Raw genomic sequence first — 20,062 nt, forward strand, 5'->3', positions numbered from 1 at the left:
CCGCCCCACCTCCGACAGTCTCCTGCCCCGTCCGGTAGATCCACGCCATGCGTGGATGAAGCGTTCCCGGAAATGAATGTTTTGGGACGAATCTGCTGTAGAGCGGAGCCATGCTCCGCTCCGAGCAAGCGCAGCGAAGCGACCCGCTTCTGCTCTTACTTCTTCATTCCGTGGCTGAGACGCACGAAACCTGTCCGTGGCCGGTCGGGTGGGCTGCGCAGGGGTGTCCGCGGCATGGATGCCGCGGCCAAGCCCCCATGGACGGGTTTACGGCGTCCCCTGCGCAGCCCACCCGACCGGCCAACCCACGGAATCTGCTTCTGACGCCAGCCACGAGGGGCTCAGCCGTTGGCCGAATCCAGTAAAATCGCCCCCATGAACACCCCCACCTTCCCCTACGACACCGCGCGCCTGAGCGAACTGGCCCAGCTGCTGATCGACAACGTCCGCGAACTGGCCCAGGCCGGCTGGACCCCGGCCACCAGCAGCAACTTCTCCCACCGCCTGGATGACCGCCACGCCGCGATCACCGTGTCCGGCAAGGACAAGGGCCGCCTGATCGAAGACGACATCATGGTGGTGGACTTCGATGGCAAGGCCGTCGGCCGCCCGCTGCGCCCCTCCGCCGAAACCCTGCTGCATACCCAGCTGTATCGCCGTTTCCCGGAGATCGGCTGCGTGCTGCATACCCATTCGCCAGTGCAGACCATCGCCTCGCGCCTGTATGCGCCGCAAGGGCATATCCGGGTGGAAGGCTACGAACTGTTGAAGGCCTTCGCCGGCAACAGCACCCACGAGATGGCCATCGACATCCCGGTGTTCGCCAACACCCAGGACATGGACGTGCTGTCGGCCCAGGTCGACGCCCTGCTCGACACGCAGACCCTGTGGGGCTACCTGATCGACGGCCACGGCCTGTACGCCTGGGGCCGCGACATGGCCGAAGCGCGCCGGCACATGGAAGCGTTCGAGTTCCTGCTGCATTGCGAGCTGGAGCTGCGCAAGCTGCGCCGCTGACGATTCCGGTAAGGCCAGATGCCATTCTGGAATCTTGCCATCGACGCCACCCTGCTACCCTGTCCTCCCCCCGAGACGTTCAAGCTGCCGCCATGAGCCGACTGCGCATCTACGACGACACCCGCCCCGAATCGCCGCTGCTGGACACCCAGGACGGCGCGGTCATCGCTGCCGAACTGCAGAAGATCGGAGTCACCTTTGAGCGCTGGCAGGCCACCGCGCCGGTCGCCCCGGGCGCGAGCCAGGACGAGGTGTTCGCTGCCTACCGCGCCGACATCGACCGCCTGGTCGCCGAGCGCGGCTTCAAGAGCGTGGATGTGGCCTCGATCGCACCGGACAACCCGAACCGCGCCGAGCTGAGGAAGAAGTTCCTCGACGAACACTTCCACAAGGAAGACGAAGTGCGCTTCTTCGTCGCCGGCTCGGGCCTGTTCACCCTGCACGTGGGCGACAAGGTCTACGAGATCGAGTGCGTGAAGGATGACCTGATCGCTGTGCCCGACGGCACCACCCACTGGTTCGACATGGGCGATGAGCCCAGCTTCGTGGCGATCCGCTTCTTCACCGAGCCGGATGGCTGGGTCGGTCACTTCACCGGTACCGACATCGCGCAGAAATTCCCCCGTTACATTCCGACCCAGGCGTCCTGATCAATGCAGCCCCGCGTCATCCTGACCGACATCGAAGGCACCACCAGCAGCATCTCGTTCGTCAAGAACGTGCTGTTCCCGTACGCACGCCAGGTGCTGCCCGGCTTCGTCGCCGAACATGGCCAGCAGCCGGAGGTGCGTCGCTGGCTGGACGCCGTCGCCACCGAGATAGGTGGCGTCTGCCAGGACAGCCTGGTGGCCGAGACGCTGCAGGGCTGGATCGACCAGGACCGCAAGCACACCGCACTGAAGGCCCTGCAGGGACTGATCTGGGATGCGGGCTACCGTCGTGGCGACTACACCGCGCACTTCTACCCGGAAGTGGCGCCGGTGCTGAAGGGCTGGCACGCCTCGGGTCTGCCGCTGTATGTGTACTCCTCCGGCTCGGTGCCGGCGCAGAAGCTGTTCTTCGGCTTCAGCGATGCCGGTGACCTCAGTCCGCTGGTGTCGGGCTGGTTCGATACCGAAGTCGGTGGCAAGCGCGAGGCCGACAGCTATCGCCATATCGTGCAGGCCATCGGCGTTCCCGCTGGCGAGATCCTGTTCCTGTCCGACGTGGTCGAGGAACTGGACGCCGCCCGCGAGGCAGGTCTGCAGACGCGCCTGATCGATCGCCTTGAGGACTACCCGATGCCGCGCATCGGCGCAGCCGCCAACGGCCATGATCGCGTCGAGAACTTCCAGCAGATCCAGCTGTAGGCGCGGCCCGCCGATGGGCTCTGCGGCATCGGCTACCGGGTACCGCTCCTGGTAGATGCCAACCTTGGTTGGCATACGGCCGATGTGTCAACCAAGGTTGACACCTACCAGAACGTGGTTCAGCCACCCTCAACGATCGTTGAGGGTGCGTACCTTCAACGCCTCACGCAGCGCAGTCAGGTCCACCGGGCCGCGCACGGCGATGTCGCGGGTTTCGCCCGGCAGCAGATCCAGCAGGTTGTCTTCCACCTGCACGTCCAGCGCGCCGAAATCGATCCATGCCGCGCGCACCAGCGCTGCGCTCTGCAGCCGCAGGCGGTAGTGGTCACCGTCGATCGCCAGGGTTGATTTCAACTGCTGGCGTGGCAGCACCTGGTCCTTGGCTTCGACGAACCCGACCACCTGCTGCGCCGTCACCTTTCCGTCCTGCAGCAGCTCGAACACCGCCACTGTCCGCGCCGGATCGGCGCCAGCCAACAGCTCGGCATCCGCGTAGTTGCCGATGTCGGTGACCCCGGCAGCGGCCAGTGTCACCGCCTGCTCGCGACGGCGCAGCACCTTGCCTTCCACGTCCATCACCCGCAGGCGCCACCGTGCATCCAACGGCGTGGCCTGGTCATTGATCACGCGCACGCGTGTCCTGCCCTCATCGCGCAGCGCCGCCACGGTGACCGGCGCGAAGAAGCGCCGTGCGGCAAAGTGCAGCGCCTTCCAGCGGCCGAAGTAGTCAACGCTTGACCACGAGGCACCTGGCCAGACGTCGTTGAGCTGCCAGTACAACGAGCCCATCGTGTAGGGCCGCGAAGCACGATGGTGCAGTGCTGCCAAGGCAATGCCATCAGCCTGCATCACCTGGCTCAGATAGACGAAGTCCTCGAAGTCCTTCGGCGTGCCGTAGCCCAGCTCGATGTAGTGCAGCAGGCGCGTATTGCCCTCGCCGGCCATGAATTTCTGGTGCGCGCGGATCACCGGACTATCGATGCGCTGCTCCGCACGGGTAGCGATCTGGTCCACCGTCGCCACTGCAGGCCAGGCCTGCAGGCCGTACTCGGACATGAAACGAGGCGTCTCGCGCAGATAGGCCTGCACCGGCAACGCTGGATTGCCCCAGACCTGCCAGTAGTGCTTGTCACCGCGGGTGGAGTCGTTGGCCTTCTCGTCCAGATCGTTGCTGGGCGAACTGGACCAGTACGGCACGCCCAGCCCGTCTTCGCTCACCACCTGGCGCAGGTCGTTGCCGAACAGGTCAACGTAACCCTGCCAGACCTTCGCTGCGAACGCCGGATCTGCGCCCTTCAGGTCGCGGCCATGGCCCCAGTCCTTCCACGCCGTCTCTTCTTCGTTGTTGCCACACCACAGCACGATGCTGGGATGGTGGCGCAGGCGGCGCACGTTGTCGCGCGCCTCGGCCACGACGCTGGCGCGGAATGCGGGATCGTAACCGGGCTGCATGCCGCCACCGAACATGAAGTCCTGCCAGACCAGCAGGCCCAGTTCGTCGGCGATATCGAAGAACGCATCGTCTTCGTAGTAGCCGCCGCCCCAGTTGCGCAGCATGTTCATGTTGGCATCGCGCGCGGCAACCAGCACCTGGCGCAGGCGCGCAGCATCAACGCGTGCAGGGAAGGCGTCGAACGGGATCACGTTCGCGCCCTTGGCGAAGATCGGCACACCGTTGATGACGAAGGCGAAACCCTGCCCTCCCTTGTCATCCTGCTCACGGCGCAGCTCGACTGTACGCAGGCCAATGCGCTGTTCGCGTGCCAGCACCGCATCGGCACTGCCGTCCAGGCGCGCCTGCACGGTGTAACGGTCCTGCGCACCATGGCCGACCGGCCACCAGCGCCGCGGCTTGGCCAGTTCAACCGGCACCTCCACGCTGTTCTGGCCGGGCTTCAGCTCAACCGTGCGCTGCACCCGTGCGACGCTGCGGCCGTCAGGATCACGCACCTCAACGTCCACCGCAACGGGACCGGCTACCGCGTCCTGCTCCACCTGCAGCACTACGGCCAGCGTTGCCTTTTCCGCATCAAGCGCATCCGTGCGTACGGCCAGGTCGGTCAACCGATGCGCGCCCCATGCCTGCAGGTCAACGCCGCGCCAGACACCAGCCGTAACGTAGCGCGGGCCCCAGTCCCAACCGAAGTGGTAGGCCGGCTTGCGCGCGAAGTTGCCGACCATCGCATCCTTGGGTTCATCGCCGTAAGGCGAAGGATAATTGCCTGCGATTCTGTGCGGCATCACCTGCACGCCCGGCAGCAGCGTGCGGATCGGCGAATGGAACACGATCTGCAGCTCATTGCCCTTCGCCCGCAGGCGGCCTTCGACGCGGGCGCGCCATGTGCGGTGGGCATTGTCGGCACGCAGCAGCGGCTTGCCGTTGAGCTTCACCTCGGCATAGGTATCCAGGCCATCGAAGCGCAGCTCGGCATTGGGCTTGGCCAAGGTGACGGCATCCACGTCGAAACGGGCGCGATATTCCCAGTCGGCCAGGCCGATCCACTGCAGCTCGGCTTCGGGCGCGCCGACGTAGGGATCACGGATCAGCTCGTGCGCCAGCAGGTCGGTATGCACGCTGCCCGGTACCGTGGCCGCGCGCCACTGCTGCAGGCCCGGATGCGCCGCGCCCTGCGCGTCGCCGGGCAGCAGGCGGAATTCCCATTGCGCCTGCAGCGGTGCGGCGGCGACGGGGAACGCGACAGCTGCGATCAGCAGCAGGAACAGACGGACAACGAGGGGAAGGCGATGCACGTGATGCTCCTGTTTTCCCGCCGGGTTTGACCCGGCGCTACCAATGCAACACGCCGCGGTAGCGCCGGACCACGTCCGGCGAGCGCGCAGCGCGGCAGACCTCAACGAACGACGTTCAGCACTTCGTAGCACGCGCCCATGGTGTGGTAATCGACCTTGCCAGCCGGGCTCTTCTCGTCGCTGTACTTGCGGTTGTCAGCGTCGAGAATGCGGAACCACGCGCCGTACCGATGGTCGACGAAGTGCTCCCACGAGTACGCCCAGATACGGTCGTACCACTGCCAATAGCGGTCATCGCCGGTGCGCTTGGCCATCAGTGCGGCGGTGGCCAGCGTCTCGGCCTGCACCCAGAAATATTTGTCGTCGTCGCAGACGAAGCTGTCGCCGCCGATCGGCGCGCCGTCCATGCCAGGCTGGCGGCGCGACTCCGGGGCGAAGCCGTAATACAGGCCTCCGCGCGCCTCGTCCCAGCTGCGCTCCACGGCCACATCGAACAGATGCTGCGCGGTCGGCACCAGCCAGTCGGCCTGCACGTGGCGGTCCAGGATCAGCAGCAGCTTGGCCCACTCGGTCTGGTGCCCCGGTTGGAAGCCCCATGGCCGGAACAGATGCTTGGGATCGTCCAGGTTGTAGTCCCAGTCGATGTTCCAGTTGACGTCGTAGTGCTCCCAGACCAGCCCACCGGCCTTGGCCGCCTGCCGGCGGGTCATGTTGTCGGCCAGCTGCAGCGCGCGCTCGACATAGCGCTGCTCACCACTGGCCTCGAACGCAGCCAGCATCGCCTCGCACATGTGCATGTTGGCGTTCTGGCCACGGTAGCCGGTGAAGTTCCACTGGCCGTCGGCCTCGTCCCTGTACAGGCCGTGCTCCGCTTCCCAGAAGCGCGCTTCCAACAGCTGCCAGGTCTCATCCATCCACGTGCGGGCTTCTTCGATACCCGCCTTCAATGCACAGCTGTAAGCCAACAGCACGAAGGCCACGCCGTAGCAGTGGTTCATGTCGTCCTCGACCACGCCATCGCGCAGGGTCCAGGCGTAGCCGCCGGTAGCCGGGTTGCGATGCACCTCGCGCAGGTAGCGCACGCCGTGCTCGACTGCATCGCGATACTCGGCATTGCCGAATTCGCGGTAGGCCATGGCGTAGTTGAAGACGAAACGGGTGCTGCTCACCAGGTGGCGATGGCTGGCATCGTAGATGCTGCCGTCATCACGGAAGTAGTGGAAGAAGCCGCCCTTCGGGTCGATGCAGCGCGGGTGGTAGAACGCCATCGTGTCGGCGATGTGCGCGCGCAGGAAAGCGGGAGAACGGAAATCGGGCGAGGTGCTCATGCGGGAAGATCCTGTGCCTGCAGCAACTGCTGCACTTCATCGAACGAGGGCATCGCAGCGAACGCGCCCTTGCGTGTCACCGCCAGTGCGCCAACGGCGGCGCCGAAGCGCAGCGTGGCGGCGATCGCCTGCGGGTCCTGGCAGAACGCGGCAAAGCCCGCACCTGCCCCACCCCGCTCCAGCAGCCCGACCAGCACGCCGCCAACAAAGGCATCACCGGCTGCGGTTGTGTCCACGGTGGGCACGCGGAAACTGGTGACCTTGCCCTGCGTTTCGCGGGTGTACCAATGCAGCGTGGCGGCGCCGTCGGTGATGATCACCCAACGCGCCTGCGCGGCCAGCAGGCGCCGCAGCACCAGTGCCTCGCCGTCATCGCCGAGCGGTGCCGCCAGGTACTCCAGTTCCTCGCGCGACAGCTTGACCAGGTCGGCGCGTTCCAGCGCCTGCCACAGCCGCGGTGCCGGGTCGACATTGGCCGGCCACAGCGCCGGACGCAGGTTGAGATCCAGGCTGACCACCGCACCGGCCGTGCGCGCGCGGTCCATGCCGGCGAACGTCGCTTCGGCGATGTCCGCTTCGGTCAGGCTGTTGGAACAGACATGGAAGCACTGCGCGCCATCGAAGCAGCCCGCCTGGAAATCGCTGTCACGGAACAGCAGGTCGGCGGCAGGTGGACGGTAGAAGCTGAAGCTGCGTTCGCCGCCGGCGTCCAGTGCAACGAAGGCCAGCGCGGTCTTGGCCGCGTCGGTACGCACGATGTAGTCGGTACCGACGCCGTGTTCGCTCAGGCTCTCAGCCAGGAAGTCGCCGAACATGTCGCGGCCGAGCATGCCGACGAACTGGGTCTTCGCGCCCAGCCGTGCAGCGGCCACCGCGACGTTGGCCGGTGCACCGCCGGCGTACTGCAGGAACGCGCGCGGGGTATCGGCCGAGGCCGGCGGCTGCGCTAGTAGATCGATCAAAATTTCGCCGAAGCAGACGATGGAACCCATTTTCGACTCAGCCTCCCTGCGTGCCGGCAGCCGGCGCGCGAGCGCCGACCAGTCCGTAGAAAATGATGTAGCCGTAGCACAGCAGCGGCAGGATGAAGCTGGCCTGCACGCCGACGTGGTCGGCCAGAACGCCCTGCAGGTAAGGCACCACGGCGCCACCGACGATGGCCATGATCAGCAGGCTCGAGCCCTTGCTGGTCAGCGGGCCCAGGCGCTCGATGCTGAGCGCGAAGATGGTCGGGAACATGATCGAATTGAACAGGCCGATTGCCACCACCGAGTACAGCGCGACATTGCCGGAGGTCATCATGGTCAGCGTCAGCAGGCCGACATTGACCAGCGCGAAGATCGCCAGCAGTCGGCTCGGCGAGAAGCGCGCCAGCAGCGCCGAACCAGCAAAGCGACCGATCATCGCCATCGTCCAGTAGGCCGACACATAGTGGGTGGCTTCCTGCTCGCTGAAGCCGCCGATGGTGGGCATCGACAGGTAGTTGACCAGGAAGCTGCCGATCGATACTTCAGCGCCGACGTAGAAGAAGATGCCGAGCACGCCCAGCAGCAGATGGCGCTTGCGCAACGCGTCCAGGTAGCTGTGCTGATGACCCTGGTCAGCCTGCTCGGTGGTGTCGTTCAGCGCCGGCAGGCGGAACAGGAACACGAACAGGGCCAGCAGCACCAGCGCAACGGCCAGGCCCACGTAGGGGCCCTGCACGGCATGGGCCTCGGCGGTGCGGTAAGCCAGCTGTTCGGCGGCCGGCAGAGCGGCAATCTGCTCGCCACTCATGGCCGTGTTGGACAGGATCAGCATGCCGCCGAAGATCGGCGCGATGGCCGTACCCAGCGAGTTCAACGCCTGCGCCAGGGTCAGGCGGCTGGAACTGGTCTGCTCCGGGCCAAGCAAGGCGACATACGGATTGGCCGCGACCTGCAGCACGGTGATGCCGGTGGCCAGCACGAACAACGCACCGAGGAAGGCGCCGTAGACGCGCAGCTCAGCGGCCGGCCAGAAGCCGAGCGCGCCGATGCCGGCGATCACCAGGCCGGCCACGATGCCCTTCTTGTAACCCAGCGCTGCCACCAGCCGCCCGGCCGGCAACGACATCAGGAAGTAGGTGCCGAAGAAGGTGAACTGCACCAGCATCGCCTTGGCGTAGTTCAGCTCGAACACCGCCTTCAGATGCGGAATCAGGATGTCATTGAGGCAGGTCAGGAAGCCCCACATGAAGAAGATGGTGGTGACCACGGCCAGCGCCTTGCCGTTGGTGACGGCAGGCTGGTTGCCCGGGGAACCCGATGGGCGGGGCGTTGCGGAGATCGGCATGCGGTACGCGCCTCGATGCGCGAAAGGTCGTTGGTGCGTGGAAGGGTGCAATCAGTTCAGCAGCAGAGCATCAGTTCGGACGTGCGGCGCTGCTTTCGCGGATGCGCAACTGTACCGGGGCGACCGTGCGCCGTGGTGGCGCATCCGGTTCCTCCAGTCGTTGCAGCAGCAGGGACGCCGCCTGCCGGCCCCGCTCGCGCGGGTCGGCGGTCAAGGTGGTCAGCGGCGGCACGGCAACCGACGCTTCGGAAATATCATCGAAGCCGGTCACCGCGAAGTCACCGCCAGGACGGATGCCGCGCGAGTTCAGGCCCAGCATCAGGCCCAGCGCGACGGTGTCGTTGTAGCAGACCGCCGCGCTCGGCCGATGGCCGTCGACGAACAGTTCGTCGGTGCGCGCGGCCGCTTCCAGGCGGTTGGGTGCCGATTCGATCATCCAGCCCGGCGGCAGCGCCAGCCCGGCTTCGGCCAGTGCCTGCTGGAAGCCAGCGCGACGCTGGTGGCAGGAACTCGATGCGGCGTGCCCACCGAAGAACGCGATCTGGCGATGGCCGCGCTCGATCAGGTGGCGGGTGGCCAGGTAGGCGCCATGCTGGTTGTCCAGGGTCAGGAAGTCCCACTCGGCGCCGTCCAGTTCACGGTTGAACAGCAATACGTTGGCATTGGCACCCAGCGCCTGCCGCAGCAGCGTGGCATCGCTGCCTTCGGCCGGTGACAGGATCAGGCCTGCAGGCGTGTGCTCCATCAACGTGGACAGCACCGCCTGCTGGCGCTCGGGTGATTCGCCGGTACTGCCGAGCAGGGTCACGTAGCCGCGCCCGCCCAGTGCCTCGTCCACACCGGAAGCGAATTCGGCGAAGAACGGGTTGGACAGATCGTTGATGACCAGCGCGATGCTGGACGACGTGCGCCGTCGCAGGTTCGCTGCAGCACGGTTGTAGACGTAGCGCTGGCGGCGAAGCTCAGCCTCCACCCGGGCACGCGTATCGACGTTGACCAGCGGGCTGCCGCGCAGCACCAGCGACACCGTCGCCCGCGAAACGCCGATGGCACGGGCGATGTCGGTCACCGTCACCGCCTTGCCGGAACGCTTGCTGGAACTGTCGCCGTTGTCGTTCATCGTCTTCCCGCACTCCGATGGATGCTCAAGCCTAATGGATCGCGGCCCTGTCGTGCCGTGCCGTTCGCTGGGTTGCCTCGAACGGCACAGCCCGGCTCAGTGCAGCTGGCTGCCTGGTGCCGCACACCAGGACACCGGCAGATCCTTCACCGCCGTGCCCCAGCCCCGCGTGGGCGCCGTGCCATCGAGGGCGAAACGCAGCTTCGGGCCCTGCTGCAGCTGGTTCCAGCCCAGCCATACCGGCGCATGTGCCTGGCCATCGACCAGGACACCCTGCACGTACTGCAGGCGGCGGCCATCGGCGCCAGGCGCCTCGATGCGCAGGGTGCGGCCATTGCCCAGCTCGACCTCGACCTTGGCAAAGCGCGGCGTATGCAGCAGGAACTCGCCGCTGCCCGGCACCGCCGGGTACACGCCGATCGCACTGAACAGGTACCAGGCCGACATCGTGCCGAGGTCATCGTTGCCGGTCACGCCATTGGGCGCATTGGTGAACAGCTGCTGCGCTGCACGCACCACTGCGGCGGTCTTCCACGGCTGGCCGATCAGCGTGTACAGCCACGGCGAATGCAGGTCAGGCTCGTTGTTGGGGTTGTAGCGGAACTGGTTGTAGTAGCTGTACGGCCCGACCACCCATTCCTTGCGGGCGGCATTGAGCGGGTCGGCCTGCAGCGCATCCATCGCGAAGAAGGCATCCAGGCGGCGGCCCGCCTGTTCGCGGCCGTCCATCGCTTCGACCAGGCCCGGCACGTCCTGCTGCGCCAGCCACTGGTACTGCCAAGCCGTGCCTTCATGGAAACCATGGTGCGAGCGCGGGCTGTAGTGGCCATCGGCCGGGGTGTACCACTGGCCATCCTCGGTACGCGGACGCGGGAAACCGGTGAAGCCGGTCTCGGCATCACGCACCTGCGGGTCCCACACCTTGCGCCAGTTGCGACCGCGCTCACGCAGAGTCGCCGCGTCCTGCGCATGGCCGAGGCCATCGGCCATCTGCGAAAGCGCACAGTCGGCCAGCGCGTATTCCAAGGTAGCCGAACCACCGTGGTGCGGATCAACGTCCATGCCCTTGGACGGGAACGCGCGGTCGTAGACCACGTAGCCCTTGTCCAGATAGGTTGGATTGCCGGAACGGCCGGCCATGCGCGAGTTCAGCGGCGGCGTGCCGAAGGCATTGCGGCGCAGCGCGTCCCATGCCTGCGATTCACGGCCTTTGAGCGCACCGAAGCGCCACAGGTCGACCATGAACGGGGTGACCGGATCACCGGTCATGATGTTGGTCTCGAAGTTGGCATAGCCCCAGCGCGGCAACCAGCCACCCTGCTCGTCGATCGCCAGCAGAGTACGGCCTATGTCGCGCGCCACGTCCGGACGGGTCAGTGCCAGCCACTGGTTCTGCGCACGGTAGGTATCCCACAGCGAGAAGTACTCGTAGTAGGTCCAGCCATCGGCGCGATGGATGCCATCGTCATAGCCACGGTAGCGGCCATCGGCATCGTTGCCGGTCATCGGCTGCAGCAGTGCGTGATAGACCGCGCTGTAGAACACGGTCCGATCGTCGGCAGTGCCGCCCTGCACACGCACCCGGCCCAGCTGCTCCCGCCAGGACTGCTGGGACAGCGCACGCATGCGGTCGAAGCCGAGCAGTGCCCCGCCCTGCATGCCCTCGGCGCGCAGGTTGGTGCGTGCACCTTCGGCGTCCACATGCGAAATCGCGCTGACGGCCGTGACCGATTGGCCCTTGGCCAGGTCGAAGCTGAGCCACGCGCCATTCGGCTTCTGCTCGCCTTCCATGCTGTGGCGCGCGCCTGGCAGGCCACCGCCCTCGCCCCACGTACCATGCGCCTTGAACGGGCGGTCGAACTCGATACGGAACCAGGTGGTGTACTGATGGCCACCACAGAAGCTCTTGGTGACCAGCTTGCCTTCGACCACGCGGTCGCCGACCACATCGACCACGCTGCCGATCACCGAGTGGCGTTCGTTGGCCTGGCCGACATTGACCAGCACGTGGCCATCACCCTTGCCCTGGCTGAAGGTGTAACGCTCGGCAGCCGCGCGGGTACGCGCCGTCGCTTCCGCATCAATGCCGCCGTAGCTGGTCAGACGCACCTTGTAGTAGCCGGCCTGGCCGATTTCGCCGTCATGGGTATAGGCCGAGGCATACGCCTTGTGGTCGAACTGTTTGGGGTTGGCGGTATCGAAGTCGCCGCCGGGACCGATGCTGCCTGTCACCGGCAGCACCGAGACCTGCCCACCCTGCTCCCAGCAACCGGCGCCGGACAGGAACGAATGGCCGAAGCCGCGGATCTTGTCGTCGTCGTAGCGCCAGCCCGAATAGTGGCTGCCGATCGGGCTGACCTGGATCAGGCCGAACGGCGCCGAGGCACCGGGGAAGGTGTTGCCGTCATCCTTGCTGCCGATGAAGGTGTTGACCTCGCGCTCCAGCGCGGCCGGTGCGGCCTGCAGCCAGGGCGTCACCGCGAGCGCCAGCAGGCAGGCGATGCGGGCCAGGGGCCGATGGGACAGTGCCGACAGGCGGCGGTCGGGACAACGGTGGGACAACCTGGTCACGGGCAGGACTCCTTGGCGGCAGGGCGGCAGCGAAGGACCGGCGGCACAGGCCGAGCCCTCGTTTCCATCGGTACGAATCCGCACCCCGGCGGATTTAGATCGATTCAAGTAGACCATGGGAATTTCGCCCAATGCATTCTGCGGCGCAGCATGAGAGGGGGCTTCGGCCGGGCTGCGCCCGGCACCTGCAGAGGCAACGGCCGAGGCAACGGCAACAGCGGGCTACCGAGCTGGGCGCGGCGGTATGGGCAGGCAGGACACGCCGTAAACCCATCCATGGGGGCTCGATGGCGCCATCCATGGCGCCAACGGTCCTGCCTGCCCATACCGCCCCACCCCTGACAGTTTCCTGATTCCTGATGCCTGGAAGATCCACGCCATGCGTGGATGGATGTTCCTACCGATTTCGAAATCATCGAATGGATTGGATTTCATCCACGCATGGCGTGGATCTACTGTCAGCCGCAGGAAACTGTCGAAGGCGGGGTGGGTCCGGTTGCGGGGGCGTGAGCGCCATGGATGGCGCGACCGAGCTTACAGGGACGTACTTGCAGCGTCCCCCGCAACCGGACCCACCCCGCCATCCCACGGAACGCCGCTGTTGTTGCTGCTGTTGCTGCCGCACTGGCTTGAAGGCCTCTGCGGGCGCCGGGCGCAGCCCGGCCGGCCCACCCCTTTTGCGCATGTAACCGCTTACAGCAATTTTCCCCGAAGGGTCATTTGCACGACACGTCGCTGCCATATTGCGCAGCAACATGCGTCGGCGCCGTTGCCGTGCTAAAAATCGCCCCGCCCATCGCTTAGATCGATCCAAGACGATAGCGCGATGGCCCGGGAGTTGGGGAGCAAGACAGGACGTGCCGCGCCATCTGCCAGGCGCTCGTTGCATCTGCAAAGCGAAGGCAAGATCGGCATCACGAATTAGATCGATTCAAGTTTCCGCGTCAGTCAGTCACCGGATCAATCCAGGAGAGAGGGAGAGATGGCAATGAAGCATTCAACACGTACGCAGGGCCACGACGCGTTGTCGCTGGCCATCGCGCTGGCCTTGGCCGCCGCCGTCGCCCCGTTTGGCGCTTCCGCGCAGCAGGCGGCAACGACCGGCGCGCAGGACGCCACCACCCTGGACAGCGTCCAGGTCACCGGCTATCGCTACGCAATCGAAAAGAGCCTGCAGCAGAAGCGCGACGCCAACGCCGTGGTCGAAGTGATCACCGCCGAGGACGTTGGCAAGTTCCCCGACAAGAACGTGGCCGACGCGCTGCAGCGCGTGCCCGGCGTGGTCATCACCCGCAGCGGCGGCGAAGGCAAGTCGGTCAGCGTGCGCGGCCTCGCGCCCGACCTGACCCTGACCCAGTTGAACGGCAACTTCGTCGCTTCGTCGGAAACCAACAACGAAGCCACCCGCTCGTTCAACTACACCCTGCTGCCGTCGAACATGCTGTCCAGCGCCGAGCTGTTCAAGTCGCCGGAAGCGCGCATCGACGAAGGCGGCATCGGCGGCACGGTCATCCTGCACACCCGCCGCCCGCTGGATATGGAAGCCAATTCCGGCTACGTCAACCTGGAAGGCACCTCGTCCGATACCAGCCACGACGTCGACCCGCAGGTGTCGGCGCTGTACTCCTGGCACAGCAAGGACGAGCGCTTCGGCGTGCTGGTCGGCGTGACCCAGCAGAAGCGCACCAGCCGCACCATGGAAGCCAGCACCGAGGACTACCAGTGGTACGGCAACAACACCACCGCCCGCGATGCCAACGGCAACCTGCTGGAACAGGACGGCATCCACTACTGGTGGGGCCAGTCCGGCTTCAACAACAAGACCGGCAAGAACTACAGCGAGTTCTTCATGCCGACCTCGGTGAACTTCGCGGTGAAGGAAGAGAAGCGCGAGCGCAAGGGCGGCCAGCTGACCTTCCAGTTCAAGCCGATCGACAACCTCACCCTGACCGCCAACTACTTCCGCTTCGAGCTGCAGGGTGATTACACCCAGAACATGCTGAAGGTGCCGGAGTGGAACCTGGCCCGCTACAACCAGGACGGCAACTGGGATGGCGGCCGCCTGCTCAACGGGCTCAGCTTCGACCCCAGCGGCAGCATCGTCACCGGTGCGCAGTACGAAAAGCTGGCCGGCAAGACCTACTACTGCAGTGAAGACGAAGCCGCAGCGGCCGGCATGAAGCCCGGTGGCTGGGGCCCGGACGACTGCACCATCCCCACCCCGCAGCTGACCGGTGGCTACAGCAAGGAAAAGGCGCTCTCGCAGACCGCCGACCTGACCATCGACTGGGACATCAGCCCGCTGTGGAAGGCGTCGTTCACCGGTGGCCGCACGTGGTCCGAAGGTGGCCCGTCGATGAACTTCCGCATGTCGGCCAAGCCGCGCCGCAAGGTCGGCAACCAATGGCAGTCGGGCAACCAGTACACCGCGTGGGACCTGACCGGCACGCCGTCGGTGCAGTTCTCGCCGGACCTGCAGCAGCAGTTGATGGCCGGCATCGCCGAAGTGGACACCGGCTCGACCGATTCGTCGTGGATGCAGACCGAGGTCAAGCAGAACTACTTCCAGGCCGACGTCACCAAGCTGTTCGAAGCCGGCTGGCTGGACTCGATCCAGTTCGGCGCCAAGTACCGTGACGGCCAGGTCCACCGCAACACCGGCAACACCTACTGGGTGTGCCCGGGCCTGGATCCGGCCGACTATGACAACAACCGCTACCAGGCCGGTTGCGATCCGACCGCCGGTAATGCCCAGCCGGGCTTCTTCCTGTCCAATCCGATCAGCAACATCACCGGTGGCTTCAACGCCAACGTGTTCCCGGGCATCAACTACCCGGCCTACATCGATTACCTCAACAAGACCTACGGCGGTTCCTACAACCGCACCGAGGAAGACTTCGTCTACGACGTCAACGAGAAGATCTACTCGGGTTACTTCCAGGCCAACTTCCGCACCGACCGCGTGCGCGGCAACGTCGGCGTGCGCGTGGTGCGCACCAAGCAGTTCGCCCAGTCCAGCGATTCGGTCGAGCGCTTCAACGACTACTTCGTGGACAACGCCAGCGGCGCACCGATGAGCTGCGATGATCCGGCCGCCGATCCGAACCTGCGCTGCCAGGGCGGCTTCGTGCGCCTGCCGGACAACCAGGTGCGCGACAAGGTCTACACGCTCAGCTCGCTGGACAAGACCTATACCGACTTTCTGCCCAGCTTCAACATTGCCTGGGACATCACCGACAACCTGGTGCTGCGTGGTGCCGCATCGAAGGTGATCGCCCGCCCGAGCTACACCTCCATCGCCTACCCGGGCGGCCTGCGCTACGTCAGCGAGGAATACAGCAACGACCGTCGCGTCGCCGGCGGCACCGACACCCCCGGCTGGTACGGCTCGGGCAGCAACAAGGCGCTGGAGCCGTTCGAGGCCGTGCAGTTCGACCTGGGCCTGGAGTGGTACTTCAAGCCGGGTTCGGTGGCTGGCGTGGCGCTGTTCCGCAAGAACGTGGACAACTTCACCGTGCCGGTGGTGCGCGACCAGCAGATGACCGTTGGTGGGCAATCGGTGACGGTGCAGAAGTATGAAACCCAGGCCAACGGCCGTGACGGTGTCTCGCAGGGCGTGGAACTGTACGGCCAGTACACCTTCGACTTCGGTCTGGGCGTGCAGGCCAACTACACCTACAACGACACCAACCTGGCCTCGATCGTGCTGGATGGCGAAGAGATCGGTTCCTCGCCGCTGGTGGGCAGCGCCAAGAACCAGGCCAACGTGACCGTGTTCTACGAGAACGAGAAGTTCCTGGCACGCGCCTCGTACAACCGTCGCGGTGAAGTGGTCGGCGGCCTCAACAACGGCCTCACCACCTACACCAAGCCCTACGACCAGCTCGATCTGAACGTGGCCTACAACCTGACCCCGGACTGGACCGTTACCGCCTCGGTGCTCAACGCCACCAAATCCGAGCTGCGCAGCTATCTGGGCAACGACAGCCAGGCCCGCCTGCTGTCCAACATCTACGCCGGCCGCCAGCTGTACTTCGGCGTGAACTGGAAGTTCTAACGCGTCCCCCCGCCCTCGGGCGGGGACGATCCTCCACGGCAGCCGCGCTGGTACAGGTGGCTGCCGTTTTTTTTGTGGTCCCTGCGCTTCAGGGAATGCTTGACCCTGCCATCGTTGCAAGGTGCACACTGCCTCCACCCCCAAGTGAATCGAAGGAGCTACAGATGGAATTCCATGTGGAAGGCATGACCTGCGGTGGCTGCGCGCGCAGCGTGACCAAGGCGATCGAGCTGGTCGACCCGGCGGCAAGCGTGTCGGCTGATCCGGCCAGCCGCCGCGTGCAGGTGCAGACTTCGGCCAGCGAAGCACAGATCGTCGCGGCACTGACCGAAGCGGGTTTCCCGCCGCGTACGGCCTGATCACGCTGCCAACTGCATGAACGATGCCCGCCCCGTGCAATTGCCGGGGCGGGCATCTTCTTTTCCATCTGTCTTCGTCAGGTCCTGCGCGCGCGCCTGCGCACTGCCCCGGCGGGCGCTGCAGCCGGTGCAGCGCCCTCTTCGCCTTCGCCCAACCGCTGCAGGATCGGGCACTCGGGGCGATCATCGCCGGCGCAGCAGCTGATCAGCGATTTCAGCGTATCGGCCATCTGCCGCATGTTCTCGATGCGCTGTTCCAGGTCATCGATGTGCTGCTCGGCCAGGCGCTTGACGTCGGCGCTGTGGCGCGACGTGTCGTTCCACAAGCCCAGCAGGTCGGTGATCTCGGCCACCGAAAAGCCGAGATCACGCGCGCGACGGATGAAACGCAGCCGATGCACGTCGGCCTGCGAATAGGCGCGATAGCCCGCGCCGGTGCGGTCAGCCGGTGGAATCAGGCCGATCTGCTCGTAGTAGCGGATCATCTTGGCCGACACGCTGGATGCCTTCGATGCTTCACCGATGTTCACGCAATCGCTCCTTCACTGGACCCCATGGGACGCGTCCGCCATCGGCGCCTGGAAGCGCCGCAGGCGCAGCGCATTGCCGAGTACGAACACACTGGACAGGGCCATGGCACCGGCGGCGAACACCGGCGACAGCAACACGCCCCATACCGGATACAGCGCACCGGCCGCGACCGGGATCAATGCGGTGTTGTAGGCAAAGGCCCAGAACAGGTTCTGGCGGATGTTGCCGATGGTCGCCTTCGACAGTGCGATGGCGTTGGGCACGCCCTGCAGGTTGCCGGACATCAGCACCACGTCGGCCGACTCCACCGCGACGTCGGTGCCGGTGCCGATGGCCAGGCCGACATCAGCCTCGGCCAGCGCCGGCGCATCGTTGATGCCATCACCGACGAACGCGATCTGACCGTAAGCCGCCTTCAAGCGGCGCACCGCTTCCACCTTGCCTTCCGGCAGCACTTCGGCCACCACTTCATCGATGCCGAGCTGGCGGGCGATGGCCTGCGCGGTAGCGGCGTTGTCACCGGTGATCATGGCCACCTTCAGGCCAAGCTGGTGCAGGGCGGCAATGGCCGCCGGCGTACTCGGCTTGATCGGATCGGAGACTGCGATGATCGCCGCCAGGCGGCCATCGATGGCGGCATACAGCGGCGACTTTCCTTCGTTGCCCAGGCGATCGGCCCGCGCGGCGAAGCTGCCGATGTCCACGCCCAGCGAACGCATGAAGCGATCGGCGCCCACTTCCACGCGTGCGCCATCGACGGTGGCACGCACGCCCATGCCGGTCACCGACTCGAAATCAACCATCGCCGGCAGCGCGATGCCCTCCTCCGTCGCCGCCTCGACAATGGCGCGGGCGATCGGATGCTCCGAGCGCGATTCCACCGCCGCCACCCGGGCCAGAACCTGCGCGCGATTGAAGCCATCGGCGATCTCCAGGTCGGTCAGCAGCGGGCGGCCTTCGGTCAAGGTGCCGGTCTTGTCCACCGCCACCACCTTGGCGTCCTTCAACAGCTGCAGTGCCTCACCCTTGCGGAACAGCACGCCCATCTCGGCGCCGCGGCCGGTGCCGACCATGATCGAGGTCGGCGTCGCCAGCCCCATCGCGCACGGGCAGGCAATGATCAGCACGGCCACGGCGTTGACCAGCGCGAAGGTCAGCGCCGGCGACGGCCCGAAGATCAGCCACACCAGGAAGGTAGCGAGGGCCGCCAGCATCACCGCCGGCACGAACCACAGCGTCACCTTGTCGACCACGGCCTGGATCGGCAGCTTGGAGCCCTGCGCCTGTTCAACCAGACGGATGATCTGCGCCAGCATGGTCTGCCCACCCACCGCCGTCGCACGCAGGGTCAGTGCGCCCTTCTGGTTGACGGTGCCGCCGACCACGCCGCTGCCTGCCGACTTCTCCACCGGGACCGGCTCGCCGGTGATCATCGACTCGTCGACGAAACTGCGACCTTCAGTCACCTCACCGTCCACCGGCACGCGCTCGCCCGGACGCACTTCCAGCAGGTCGCCCAGCAGCACCTCGTTGATCGGGATATCGACGATGCGCCCTTCGCGACTGACGTGCGCCACCTTGGCCTGAAGGTTGACCAGGCGCTTGATCGCCTCTGACGTGCGGCCTTTCGCGCGCACTTCCAGGAAGCGGCCGAGCAGGATGAGCGCGACGATCACCGCCGCCGCTTCGTAGTAGACATTCACCGTGCCCGCCGGCAGCAGGCGCGGGAGGAAGGTGGCCACGACCGAATAGCCGAATGCCGCGGCGGTACCCACCGCCACCAGCGAGTTCATGTCTGGCGCCAAGCGCAGCAGCGCCGGGAAGCCCTTCTGATAGAAGCGCCGGCCGGGAATGGCCAGGACCAGCGTGGTCAGCACGAACTGCAGGTACCAGCTGGCCTGGAGGCCGATCGTGGACATCACCCAGTGATGCATGCCGGGAATCAGGTGCGAGCCCATTTCCAGAACGAACACCGGGGCTGCCAGCACGCTGGCCAGGATCAGGTCGCGTTTCAGTGCCACGCGCTCGGCATCCTTCTTTTCCGCCGCTTCCTCATCGACCTGGGTGCCGCCATCGATCGCGTGCGCCGCGTAGCCGACCTTGTCGATCGCCGCCACCAGTGCGTCGATGCCGGCGACGCCGCGCACGGTCGCTCGTTCGGTGGCCAGGTTGACACTGGCCTGGCTGACGCCCGGCACCGCCAGCAGCGCGCGCTCCACGCGGCCGACGCAGGACGCGCAGGTCATGCCTTCCACGGCCAGTTCGGTGGTTGCAACCGGTACCTCATAACCCACTCTTTCCACTGCATGAATCAGGGCGTCGCGGTCGATCGGGCCAGAGGAGCGGATGTCCGCACGCTCGGTGGCCAGGTTGACAGACACACTGGCGACCCCCTCGACCTTGGCCAGTGCCGCTTCGACCCGGCCAACACAGCTGGCGCAGGTCATGCCTTCGATCGGCAGGCTGAGGGTGGAAGTCGTCCCGGGGACGGCGGTAACGCTGGAGGTGCTCATGGCCTGGTTTCCCTGGTTCCATCTGGAGAGGTGACCAGCCTAGACCTTGCCATCGTGGGAAGGTCAAATCCACCCTGCCCGGCCAACGGCCCATCCACGCATGGCGTGGATCTACTGCAAAGCCGCCGTAGAGCCACGCCATGCGTGCCCCCC

At 65.9% G+C, this 20,062-nt stretch carries 13 protein-coding genes; 5 read left to right on the forward strand and 8 right to left on the reverse strand.

Annotation, left to right across the window (positions count from 1 at the left end):
- Nucleotides 1-375 precede the first annotated feature (375 nt).
- From GIW57_RS21750 to mtnC, 3 genes are all read left to right on the forward strand, one after another.
- A complete protein-coding gene (locus tag GIW57_RS21750; protein WP_059064090.1) occupies nt 376-1,017 on the forward strand; it encodes a methylthioribulose 1-phosphate dehydratase in 642 nt (213 codons plus the stop codon).
- Between the two features lie 92 nt (nt 1,018-1,109).
- Nucleotides 1,110-1,667, forward strand: a complete 558-nt coding sequence (locus GIW57_RS21755) for an acireductone dioxygenase (protein ID WP_049467060.1) — start codon at nt 1,110-1,112, stop codon at nt 1,665-1,667.
- Between the two features lie 3 nt (nt 1,668-1,670).
- A complete protein-coding gene (gene mtnC / locus GIW57_RS21760; protein ID WP_236512835.1) occupies nt 1,671-2,366 on the forward strand; it encodes an acireductone synthase in 696 nt (231 codons plus the stop codon).
- A gap of 129 nt (nt 2,367-2,495) precedes the next feature.
- Here the strand turns inward: mtnC and GIW57_RS21765 are convergent, their stop codons facing one another.
- From GIW57_RS21765 to GIW57_RS21790, 6 genes are all read right to left on the reverse strand, one after another.
- Nucleotides 2,496-5,117: a glycoside hydrolase family 2 protein gene (locus tag GIW57_RS21765; RefSeq protein ID WP_236512837.1), complete on the reverse strand. Its 2,622-nt coding sequence runs from the start codon at nt 5,115-5,117 to the stop codon at nt 2,496-2,498.
- 101 nt (nt 5,118-5,218) lie between these two features.
- The gene (locus GIW57_RS21770; RefSeq protein ID WP_100465220.1) at nt 5,219-6,445 is read right to left on the reverse strand and encodes an AGE family epimerase/isomerase; all 1,227 of its coding nucleotides are present in this window, start codon (nt 6,443-6,445) and stop codon (nt 5,219-5,221) included.
- Nucleotides 6,442-7,437, reverse strand: a complete 996-nt coding sequence (locus GIW57_RS21775) for a carbohydrate kinase (protein ID WP_236512839.1) — start codon at nt 7,435-7,437, stop codon at nt 6,442-6,444. The genes GIW57_RS21770 and GIW57_RS21775 overlap by 4 nt, the downstream gene beginning before the upstream one ends.
- A gap of 7 nt (nt 7,438-7,444) precedes the next feature.
- A complete protein-coding gene (gene fucP / locus GIW57_RS21780) occupies nt 7,445-8,758 on the reverse strand; it encodes an L-fucose:H+ symporter permease (protein ID WP_236512841.1) in 1,314 nt (437 codons plus the stop codon).
- Nucleotides 8,759-8,828: 70 nt separating this feature from the next.
- Nucleotides 8,829-9,878 (reverse strand): LacI family DNA-binding transcriptional regulator, encoded by a 1,050-nt coding sequence (locus GIW57_RS21785; protein ID WP_108267287.1) that lies wholly within the window; start codon nt 9,876-9,878, stop codon nt 8,829-8,831.
- A gap of 96 nt (nt 9,879-9,974) precedes the next feature.
- Nucleotides 9,975-12,413: a GH92 family glycosyl hydrolase gene (locus tag GIW57_RS21790; protein ID WP_236512846.1), complete on the reverse strand. Its 2,439-nt coding sequence runs from the start codon at nt 12,411-12,413 to the stop codon at nt 9,975-9,977.
- A 1,018-nt stretch (nt 12,414-13,431) separates the two neighbouring features.
- Between GIW57_RS21790 and GIW57_RS21795 the strand changes: the two genes are divergently transcribed.
- Together GIW57_RS21795 and GIW57_RS21800 are read left to right on the forward strand one after the other, a co-directional pair.
- Complete coding sequence (locus tag GIW57_RS21795; RefSeq protein ID WP_236512843.1) at nt 13,432-16,506, forward strand: TonB-dependent receptor; 3,075 nt, start codon at nt 13,432-13,434, stop codon at nt 16,504-16,506.
- Nucleotides 16,507-16,670: 164 nt separating this feature from the next.
- Complete coding sequence (locus tag GIW57_RS21800; protein WP_100465215.1) at nt 16,671-16,865, forward strand: heavy-metal-associated domain-containing protein; 195 nt, start codon at nt 16,671-16,673, stop codon at nt 16,863-16,865.
- 77 nt (nt 16,866-16,942) lie between these two features.
- Here the strand turns inward: GIW57_RS21800 and cueR are convergent, their stop codons facing one another.
- Both cueR and GIW57_RS21810 read right to left on the reverse strand, forming a co-directional pair.
- The gene (cueR, locus tag GIW57_RS21805) at nt 16,943-17,395 is read right to left on the reverse strand and encodes a Cu(I)-responsive transcriptional regulator (protein WP_100465214.1); all 453 of its coding nucleotides are present in this window, start codon (nt 17,393-17,395) and stop codon (nt 16,943-16,945) included.
- A 12-nt stretch (nt 17,396-17,407) separates the two neighbouring features.
- On the reverse strand, nt 17,408-19,909 hold the full coding sequence (locus GIW57_RS21810; RefSeq protein ID WP_236512844.1) for a heavy metal translocating P-type ATPase: 2,502 nt from the start codon (nt 19,907-19,909) through the stop codon (nt 17,408-17,410).
- Nucleotides 19,910-20,062: the final 153 nt, after the last annotated feature.

The sequence above is a fragment of the Stenotrophomonas sp. PA-6-5C genome (assembly GCF_021605635.1).
In the GTDB taxonomy this organism is placed as follows: Bacteria; Pseudomonadota; Gammaproteobacteria; order Xanthomonadales; family Xanthomonadaceae; genus Stenotrophomonas; species Stenotrophomonas lactitubi.